The organism is Vulcanococcus sp. CPBay_Sum15L08_68, assembly GCF_017855895.1.
Lineage (GTDB): Bacteria > Cyanobacteriota > Cyanobacteriia > PCC-6307 > Cyanobiaceae > Vulcanococcus.
On sequence record NZ_JAFMFX010000072.1, the window covers coordinates 1 to 8580 of the forward strand.

General features: G+C 65.0%; 8 protein-coding genes and 2 pseudogenes. 2 read left to right on the forward strand and 8 right to left on the reverse strand.

The genetic code is table 11. From position 1 onward, the window contains the following. The 6 genes from lysS to QZ189_RS09820 all read right to left on the reverse strand — a co-directional run. A partial coding sequence (lysS, locus tag QZ189_RS09795; RefSeq protein ID WP_296421648.1) for a lysine--tRNA ligase occupies window positions 1–1208 on the reverse strand: 1208 nt, incomplete at its 3' end. Between the two features lie 37 nt (window positions 1209–1245). Then, entirely contained in the window at window positions 1246–1977 is a 732-nt protein-coding gene (rpaB, locus tag QZ189_RS09800) for a response regulator transcription factor RpaB (protein ID WP_198001901.1), read from the reverse strand. A 189-nt stretch (window positions 1978–2166) separates the two neighbouring features. Beyond that, the gene (locus tag QZ189_RS09805) at window positions 2167–3489 is read right to left on the reverse strand and encodes a sugar ABC transporter substrate-binding protein (protein WP_296421649.1); all 1323 of its coding nucleotides are present in this window, start codon (window positions 3487–3489) and stop codon (window positions 2167–2169) included. Further along, the gene (gene mreD, locus QZ189_RS09810; RefSeq protein ID WP_296421650.1) at window positions 3486–3983 is read right to left on the reverse strand and encodes a rod shape-determining protein MreD; all 498 of its coding nucleotides are present in this window, start codon (window positions 3981–3983) and stop codon (window positions 3486–3488) included. The genes QZ189_RS09805 and mreD overlap by 4 nt, the downstream gene beginning before the upstream one ends. 2 nt (window positions 3984–3985) lie before the next feature. Next, entirely contained in the window at window positions 3986–4723 is a 738-nt protein-coding gene (gene mreC / locus QZ189_RS09815; RefSeq protein WP_296415552.1) for a rod shape-determining protein MreC, read from the reverse strand. After that, on the reverse strand, window positions 4723–5769 hold the full coding sequence (locus QZ189_RS09820; RefSeq protein ID WP_296415554.1) for a rod shape-determining protein: 1047 nt from the start codon (window positions 5767–5769) through the stop codon (window positions 4723–4725). The genes mreC and QZ189_RS09820 overlap by 1 nt, the downstream gene beginning before the upstream one ends. A 182-nt stretch (window positions 5770–5951) precedes the next feature. On the opposite strand from QZ189_RS09820, the gene QZ189_RS09825 reads away from it, so the two are divergent. Next, window positions 5952–6341: a single-stranded DNA-binding protein gene (locus QZ189_RS09825; RefSeq protein WP_296415556.1), complete on the forward strand. Its 390-nt coding sequence runs from the start codon at window positions 5952–5954 to the stop codon at window positions 6339–6341. 97 nt (window positions 6342–6438) lie between these two features. Here the strand turns inward: QZ189_RS09825 and ahcY are convergent, their stop codons facing one another. Further along, entirely contained in the window at window positions 6439–7866 is a 1428-nt protein-coding gene (ahcY, locus tag QZ189_RS09830) for an adenosylhomocysteinase (protein WP_247476546.1), read from the reverse strand. 115 nt (window positions 7867–7981) lie between these two features. Between ahcY and tsaE the strand changes: the two are divergent. After that, a pseudogene (gene tsaE, locus QZ189_RS09835) lies at window positions 7982–8434 on the forward strand (tRNA (adenosine(37)-N6)-threonylcarbamoyltransferase complex ATPase subunit type 1 TsaE); the annotation flags it as partial. On the opposite strand, the pseudogene QZ189_RS09840 reads toward tsaE, so the two are convergent. Further along, window positions 8431–8580 (reverse strand): annotated as a pseudogene (locus QZ189_RS09840) (carbohydrate kinase); the annotation flags it as partial. The pseudogenes tsaE and QZ189_RS09840 overlap by 4 nt on opposite strands.

The following is an 8580-nucleotide window of genomic DNA, read 5'->3' on the forward strand; positions in this document are numbered from 1 at the left end:
ACGATGAACAGCTCAAAGCGCTCCACCAGACCCGGCTTGCTGCGGTGGGCCCGCGCCAACGGGGAGTTCTCCACCGGGTAATCGATCACAAAGGTGGGCTGGATCAGGGTGCTCTCGACCTTCTGATCGAAGGCTTCCACCAGCAGACGTCCCACCGAGTCCGCCAGTTCCGGCACCGCCAAACCCTGGGCCTGCATCGCCGCCGCCGCCTCAGCCCGGCTGCCAAAGCTGCTGAAGTCGAGGCCCGTCGCATCGAGCACCAGCTCGTGCATCGTCGCCCGGCGCCAGGGGGGCGTGAGGTCGATCTCCGTGCCCTGATAGCTGATGCGGGTCGTGCCGCAGACCTGCTGGCACACGTGAGCAATCAACTGCTCCGTGAGATCCATCATGTCGTTGTAATCGGCGTAGGCCTGATACACCTCAATCGAGGTGAACTCAGGGTTATGCCGGGTGCTGATGCCTTCGTTGCGGAAAATCCGGCCCAGCTCATAGACCCGCTCGAAGCCGCCCACCACCAGGCGCTTGAGGTGCAGCTCGGTGGCAATCCGCAGGGTCAGCGGCAGATCCAGGGCGTTGTGGTGGGTTTCGAAGGGACGGGCATCGGCACCACCCGGCACGCTTTGGAGCACGGGGGTTTCAATCTCAAGGAAGCCCCGCTCATCGAGCCAACGGCGGATCGAGCTGACCGCAATCGCACGGCGGCGGAAGGTTTCCCGGGTGTCCGGGGAAACGATCAGATCGAGATAGCGCTGGCGATAGCGCTTCTCCACATCGGCCAGACCATGCCACTTGTCCGGCAGGGGCTGCAGGCTCTTACTGAGCATCTGCCAGCTCTTCACCTTCACCGACAGCTCACCGCGATCGGTGCGGCGCAAGCTGCCCGTGACACCAATCAGGTCACCGGCATCGACCAAGGAAGTGAGGTGACCGAAGTCGTCTCCGAGGGTGGCCTTCTCAATGAACAGCTGAATCGGGCCCGTTTCATCCGCCAGGGTGAAGAAGGCGAGCTTGCCCATCACCCGGCGCGTCATCACCCGACCGGCGACGGAGACGGAGACATCCCGCTCCTCGCCATTCGGCAAGTCCGCATGGGCCTGCTGGAGCTCTGCGGTGCGGTGACTGGGCTCAAAGCGCAGGGCATAGGGACCCTGGCCCAACTCCGCTAGGGCCTTGCCTTTCTCGAGGCGGGTCTCGCGCAGCTCAGACAAAAGACCGAATCAATCAGCGTTCGGCCATCCTGCAGGATCAGCTGGCGGCCGCCATCGGGGCGTTCTCGCCCATGCGCTGGGAGGCGTAACCGGTGCCGCGAACGGTCAGGATCAGCTCGGGGTTGCGCGGGTCGGGCTCGAGCTTGCCGCGCAGACGGGCCACGTAGACATCCACGACCCGCAGATCGGCGGCACGGCGGGGCGGATAGCCCCAAAGCTGCTCGAGGATCTCAGCGCGGGGAACGACCCGGCCAGGCTCACGGAACAGCAGTTCCAGCAGGCTGAATTCGGTGTAGGTCAAACCGATGCGCTCACCATCTCGGGTGACCTGACGGCGGTTGGTGTCCACCACCAGGTCGCCGACGCGCAGAACACCCTGACCCGCGGGTACATCCCGGGGCTCGTTGGTGGCCGAACCGCGGCCAACGCGGCGCAGGATCGTGGCGATCCGAGCCTCCAGTTCTTTGGGGCTGAAGGGTTTCGGCAGATAGTCGTCCGCCCCCAGATCCAAGCCGGCGACCCGCTCGGCGATGGCATCCAAGGCCGAGAGAAAAATGATCGGCACGCAGGACTCCGCCCGCAGGCGCCGGCAGACCGCGAAGCCATCGAGCTTCGGGAGCATCACGTCGAGCACCACCAGGTCGGGCTGCTCTTTGTGGAAGAGGGCGAGCGCTTCCTCACCGTCTTCAGCGCAGACCACCTGATAGCCAGCCAGCTGGAGACGCATGACGAGCACCCGACGCACGGCCGGCTCGTCATCCACCACCATCACGGTGGCGCGCTGCTCTGACGAAGCCTCGACAGAAGAGGCATCACTCTGTCGTTGCTGCTCGTCGAGCGGCATGCACTACACAGCGTGAAGAAGCGCAACGTTAACTCTCAGACCTCTCTTGGCGATAGCCTTTTGCCGGCCAGCTGAGCTATGCAGCGCCAGTCTTAAGGTTTTCTCCAGGTCGACCTAGGGCCAGCGTCCTGCGGCATAGGCGTTCCATTGACGCTCCGCCTCAGCCAAGGCCGCATCACTGCTGATCTGGCCCAACATCGCCCGCTGCAGCTGGGTGTAGACGATGGCCTGCAGCCGCTTCACCCCAGGGCTGGCCGGCACCAGCACCCGAGCTGAACTCAGGGTTTGGGCCGAGAGCAAACGGGCCTGCCGCACCAGCTGCTCCGCCTGAGTCGACGGTTGCTCATCCGCCAGGGCCTCTTCCACCTGCCGCAAGGCACCGGTGGACGAGGGCAGCACCCGTGCCTGCTCGGCAAAACGCGCCTGGTTATTGGCATCGGTCAGAAAAAGGGCGAAGCGGGTCGCCGGCCCGGCCACCTTGCTCTGGCGGGGAATCGCCAGGGTCATCACCGCCACATTGGCGGCGCCATTGGCACCGGTCAGGGGCGGGTAGGGACGGGTGGCCGCGGCCACCTGGGGCGCATTGGTCTGGATGCTGCGCAGGAACTCCGCCCCGCTGCCCACCTGGGCCAACTCACCGCTTTGGTAGAGCTCAATCGCGCGCCGGTAGCCCTGGCTGACCACCTCCCGGGGCAGCAGGCCGCGGCGATAGAGATCGCTCCAGAAGGCAAAGGCCCGCCGGCCCGCCGGCGTGTTGAAGGCCGCCCGCTGGCGCTGATCCAGCAGCGTCACCCCCATCTGCACCAGGGACTCGAGTAACTCCGCGGAGTCCTCAGGAACAACGGTGACAAACAGGGCATAGCGCCCCGTGCGGCGCTTGACGGCTTCGGCGTAGGCCGGCACCTCAGCCCAGGTGCGCGGCGGCGCGTCGTAGCCGGCCTGACTCAGCAGCTGGCTGTTGGCCAGGGTGATCCGGGCCGTCAGATACCAAGGAATGGCGAACTGCTGCAGCTGACCATCGGGAGCGGCGCTTTGGCCCGCTTGCCAGATCAGCGGCAGATAGGTCTCTGCAGCGCCCTGGGGCAACAGGGGCTCAAGGGGCTGCAGGCCGCCTTTGCTGGCCAAGTTGGCCGCGAAGAGCGGGTTCAGGTTCACCACATCGGGAGCCGTGCGCGCAAACACCGCCGCCAGCAACTTGCGCTCGACCGATCCCCAGGGGACATCGGTCCAAACCACGTCATAGCCAGGGTTTTGCTGCTCCCAGCGGGCAATGACTCCGTTGAGGTAGTCGTTGAACTTGGGGGCCAGATCCAAGGTCCAGAACTGGATTGGAATGCGATCGGAGGTCTGCCGCCGAGCGGGGGCGCAAGCCGCCAGCACCCCCGTGAGCGCCGCAGCCGCCAGCAGCCCCAAGGCCAACCGCTTGGGCGTCTTCATCCCCGTGCGGAGAGCAGTTGTCGCCAACGCAGCAGCAAAACCGAACAAACCAGGGGGGCCAGCAAGGCCGTGATCAAAGCCTGAGCCGCCAGCAGCTGCAAGCCACCCTCGGGCAACACACCCTGGAACTGCCACTGCAGCAAGAAGCTGCCCCCTAGGACCAGGCTGCCCAGGGCCGCCAGCAGCCCCAGGTTGAAGCTGCGCTCAATCGGACTACCCCGCCGGCCCAGGCGTCCCCACCACCAACCCAACAGCACCAAAGCAGGCAGCTGGGTGACGTGACCGACATGCAAGCCGTCGAGCAGCAAGCCCAAGGCCAAGCCTGCATACGCCCCGGACCAGGGCCCATCCACCAAAGCCCAGGGCAGCAGCCAGAGCACCGCCCAACTCGGGGAAACGCCATCGAGGCTCAACCAGCCCGGGGAGAGCAAGGTCAACGCCGGGACCGAGAGGGCAGAGGCCACGCAGAGGCCATGGCGGTGCAATCCGGCCATCGCTAACGGGACACCAACTGCACCCAATCGACCGCGTCGATCGGTGCACTCAGTTGAACCACAGCATCGGGGGCCGGGACCAATTCCTCATCGACGCTCTGGACAACACCCACCGTGAGATTGGGGGGAAGCAAGGTGCTGGCGGGGGAGGTGGTCACCACATCCCCGGGGCGAACTCCCGTGTCCTTATCCAGGAACTGGAGCCGCGGCCGCGGCGTATCGCCGCCAATCAACAGGCCATGGCGCTTGACCCGCGGGACCCAGACCCCCAGGCGGCTCGTGCTGTTGGTCAGCAGCGCGACGCGGGCCGTGCTGGGGGTGACGCTGGCGACCCGGCCAATCAGGCCACCCGGGGCGAGGACAGCAGCGCCGGCGCGCACCCCCTGCAGGCTGCCCTTGCCCAACTCCAACTGTTGCCACCAACCGGAGGCCTGGCGGGAGATCACCGGAGCCGAGATCCGTGCACCCTTGGCTTGATCCAGGGCAACCAGACCCCGCAAGCGGGCGTTGTCGCTCTCCAACTGCTGCAGCCGCGTCTGCTGATCCAACTGCTGCGCGGAGCGGAGCCATTCGGACTGGGCCTGGCCCGGCCAGAACGGACGACTCAACAGGGCGTAGGCATCGAGGACGCCCGCACCCTTGCTGAGCCGCACGCCAGCCAAGACAGCCAGCAGCAACCACCAAGGCCAGGCCTGAAGCAGCTTCTGGAGTAAAGGAACCCGGAGGAGTCGACTGGCCATTACGCGTTCAGCCTGCTGAAGTCAGGGGTGTCGAGCACCCGCTCGAGGCGCTGGTAGTCCTCAATCACACGACCGCAGCCGTTGACCACACAGAGCAAGGGATCCTCGGCGATGTGCACCAGGATTCCGGTCTCGTGGCTGATCAGATCGGTGATGCCGCGGACCAAGGCCCCGCCCCCCGCCAGCACAATCCCCCGGTCGACGATGTCGGCCGCCAACTCCGGCGGCGTGCGCTCCAGGGTTCGCTTGACCGCCTCCACGATCACGTTCAGGGGCTCCGCCATCGCCTCGCGGATATCGCCGGCACGCACGGGAATCGTGCGGGGCAGACCCGAGAGCAAATGCAACCCGCGAACGTCCATCGTCGATTCGTCGAAGGCGTCGTCGGGGAAGGCCGAACCGATCCGGATCTTGATCTCCTCGGCGGTGCGCTCCCCCACCACCAGGTTGTGGACCTTTTTGAGGTAGTTGCTGATCGAATCGCTGAGCTCATCGCCGGCGACCCGCACCGACTCGCTGAGCACCGTGCCCCCCAGGGACAGCACCGCCACCTCCGTGGTGCCGCCGCCAATGTCGACAATCATCGTGCCGACGGGTTCGGTCACCGGCAGGCCCGCGCCGATGGCCGCGGCCACGGGCTCCTCAATCAAATGCACATTGCGGGCGCCCGCTAAGCCCGCTTCGCGCACCGCGCGGCGCTCCACGCCGGTCACCCCGCTGGGGATGCCGATGACCAAGCGGGGCGCCACGATGCCGCGGCCCTCATTCCCTTTCTGAATAAAGGTCTTGATCATCTGCTCAGCGGCGTCGAAGTCAGCGATCACGCCATCGCGCAGGGGACGCACGGCACGGATATTTCCAGGGGTGCGGCCCAACATCAGCTTCGCCTCATCCCCCACCGCCAGGGGCACACCACGCTCAAGGTCGATCGCCACCACGGAGGGCTCCTGCAGGACGATGCCCTTACCGGAGACATACATCAGGGTGTTCGCCGTCCCTAGATCGATGCCGATGTCGCGGGACAGCTGGAAACGCTTGAAGAACACAGACGTCTCCCCATTCCCTCAAAGCATAGGTAGATCCTGCGATCTGACACCCTCAAAGACCTAGCTGCCACTCGGGTTTTGCAGCGGTGGTGACACATCCGGGGCAAAGGGTGGAACTCTCACCTCGAAGCTCCCCGCCCGGGGACTGCATCATTGATCCAACGCAAACGCAGGAGAACGCCATGGGCGTCAATTCCGTCACCCTGGTCGGCCGCGCTGGCCGCGACCCCGAAGTGCGCTACTTCGAGTCCGGCAGCATGGTGGCCAACCTGACCATCGCGGTGAACCGCCGCAGCAATAACGACGAGCCCGACTGGTTCAACCTGGAGATCTGGGGCAAGCAAGCTCAGGTCGCCGCCGACTACGTCCGCAAGGGCTCCCTGCTGGGAATCATCGGCAGCTTCAAGCTGGACCGCTGGACGGACCGCAACAGCGGCGAAGAGCGCAGCAAGCCCGTGGTTCGGGTGGACCGCCTGGAACTGCTGGGCTCCAAACGTGACGCTGAAGCCAACGGCTTTGGCGGCGGTGGTTTCGGTGGCGGCGCGCCCAGCGAAGAAGAAGTGCCGTTCTGAGCGATCGCAGGACGAGCACAAAAAAGCCCGGTCTTGCATCGACCGGGCTTCAGGAAGAGAAGCCCCTCAGTGTTGAGGGGCTTTGTTGTCTCAGGGCTCAGTAGCGGTAGTGCTCGAGCTTGTAGGGGCCCTCAACGGGAACGTTGATGTAGGCGGCCTGCTCGGCGGACAGCTCGGTGAGCTTGGCGCCGATCTTCTCGAGGTGGAGGCGAGCCACCATCTCATCGAGGTGCTTGGGCAGCACGTAGACCTCTTTGGCGTACTGAGCGCCCTTGGTGAAGAGCTCGATCTGAGCCAGCACCTGGTTGGTGAAGGAGTTGCTCATCACGAAGCTGGGGTGGCCGGTGGCGCAGCCCAGGTTCACCAGACGACCCTCGGCCAGCAACAGGATCTTGTTGCCGCTGGGCAGGGTGATGTGGTCGACCTGGGGCTTGATGTTCTCCCAGGTGTACTGCTTCAGCGAGGCGACATCGATTTCGTTATCGAAGTGGCCGATGTTGCAGACGATCGCCTGATCCTTCATCTGGATCAGGTGCTCGTGGCGGATCACCTGGAAGTTGCCGGTGGCGGTGACGAAGATGTCGACATCAGCCACAACGTCCTCCAGACGGACGACGCGGTAGCCCTCCATGGCGGCCTGCAGGGCGCAGATCGGATCGATCTCAGCGATCATCACGGTGGCGCCAAGACCACGCAGGGACTGGGCCGAACCCTTGCCCACATCGCCGTAGCCGAGCACCAGGGCGACCTTGCCGGCCACCATCACGTCGGTGGCGCGCTTGATGCTGTCCACCAGGGACTCACGGCAGCCGTAGAGGTTGTCGAACTTGCTCTTGGTGACGGAGTCGTTGACGTTGATGGCGGGGAAGGGGAGCTCGCCGCTCTTCTGCAGTTGATAGAGACGGGCCACACCGGTGGTGGTTTCCTCGGTCACGCCCTGGATCTGGGCCTTGATCCGGGAATAGAAGCCAGGCTGGGCAGCCAGCTTCTGGCGAATGCTGTTGAAGAGCGCGGTCTCCTCTTCGTTGCTGGGGTTGTCCAGAACGGAGGGATCGCTCTCGGCCTTGGTGCCCAGGATCACGAGGCCGGTGGCATCGCCGCCGTCATCGAGAATCATGTTGGGGGTACCGCCATCGCCCCACTCGAGGATGCGGTGGGTGAAGGCCCAGTACTCATCGAGGGTCTCGCCCTTGTAGGCGAACACAGGGACACCCGCAGCAGCGATCGCAGCAGCGGCGTGGTCCTGGGTGGAGAAGATGTTGCAGCTGGCCCAGCGCACTTCGGCGCCCAGGGCCACCAGGGTTTCGATCAGAACGGCGGTCTGAATCGTCATGTGCAGGGAACCCGCAATGCGGGCACCCTTGAGGGGCTGCTCAGCGCCGTACTTGCTGCGCAGGGCCACCAGACCGGGCATCTCGGTCTCAGCGATCTCGATCTCCTTGCGACCGAAATCAGCCAGACCCAGATCGGCGATCACATAGGTGCTGGTGCTCTGCAGCGCAGGCGCAGTGGGGGAGGCCACCATGGTTGATGTTCTTGAGGTGAATGCACTCGCCAGCCCAGACCGTGGCTTGGCAAGAGGTGTGGAATATCTGCAGAGACGCCGAGGCTTCGGGCTCGCTTAAGGGCAATCTATCGGTATGCAACAACTGAGCGTGCAGTTAGCGGATGCGGCGGCCACCCAGAACCTGGGCCGTCAACTGGCCTTGGACTGGCTCGCGTTGCCGCAGCCCAGGCCCATCCTGTTGCTGGAGGGGGATTTAGGAGCGGGCAAGACCTCCCTGGTGCAAGGGATTGCCCTGGCTCTCGAGATCGATGAACCCATCACTAGCCCCACCTTTGCCTTAGCGCAGCATTACCAAGGACAGGCCGCCGCCTTGGTCCATCTCGACCTCTATCGCCTTGAGCAGAGTGCCTCCGCCGATGAGCTCTTCTGCCAAGAAGAAGAGGAAGCCCAGGCACTAGGCGCCTTGATGGCGGTGGAGTGGCCCGGGCGACTGAGCTTCAAACCAGAAGGCGCCTGGGCCCTGCAGCTGGACCTGCTCGACGCAAACGACCCCGAGGCCGGCCGGGTGGCCAGGCTGCAGAGCTAACGCTGCAGAAACCGCTGCACCGCAGCCGCATCGGGTTGAGGGTCAATCGCCCCCGCCCCGCCGCAGACCAAGGCACCACAGGCCGCAGCGAACCGGAGCATCTGCTCAGGCGGCACCGCCCCCTGCACCAGTTGATGCAAGAGACC